Here is a 665-nt window from a genome sequence, read left to right as displayed (position 1 = left end):
CTTTGTTTGCTACGTAAACAGAGAAGTTGAACAAGCCATCAGAATACAACTGACTTTCTACCATTTGGTCTGTTGATGCCATACGGTAGCGGTTGAGATCGTTTGGATGAAAACCGTCTGGAGTCCAGCCTACAGTCCAATTGCTCGTGCCAATTTCACCTTTCGGCATTGTAAGCACAGCAGGAAGTTGAACGTCTTCAAGGCCGCTCATCAACTCTGCAATTTTAGGGTTTACTGTGTAAGAGATCGTGCGGTATTGCTCTAGCATCTCGCCATCACGATCGACAAGATCGGCGCGAAGTGGCAATTTGCTCTTTTCGTCAATCCAAAGGACATAGGAATAACGTAGTCCGTCTTTCGGCACAATGCGTAATACCTGAGTTGGAACACCGGCTTCACGCGCACGCCCTACTTGAACGTAGTCGTAATACAGGTTTAGCTCGTCGATATTGGTGTTGAGCATCGGTATCGTTGGTGCAACCATTTTGCCTGATTCGATAGTGAACGGTTCCACGCCAGTTTCGATATAACTCACTTCTGTTCCGCGACGAATCACCTCACGTACAGGTCCACTTAAATAAACAAGATGAGCGTACTGATCTTCGCCGTGTGTCGCGTGACGATACAGCAAAGGCTCAATGCTGTTCTTTTTGATAAGGATATAA

General features: G+C 46.5%; 1 protein-coding gene. It reads right to left on the bottom strand.

Annotation, left to right across the window (positions count from 1 at the left end; translation table 11 throughout):
• Window positions 1-665: MucB/RseB C-terminal domain-containing protein (locus R7E78_RS27225; protein ID WP_318058762.1), on the bottom strand; the 665-nt coding region annotated here is incomplete at both ends.

The organism is Vibrio sp. YT-19(2023), from assembly GCF_033337395.1.
Note: the sequence above shows the minus strand (reverse complement) of the source record. Positions and strands in the feature narration are given on the sequence as shown.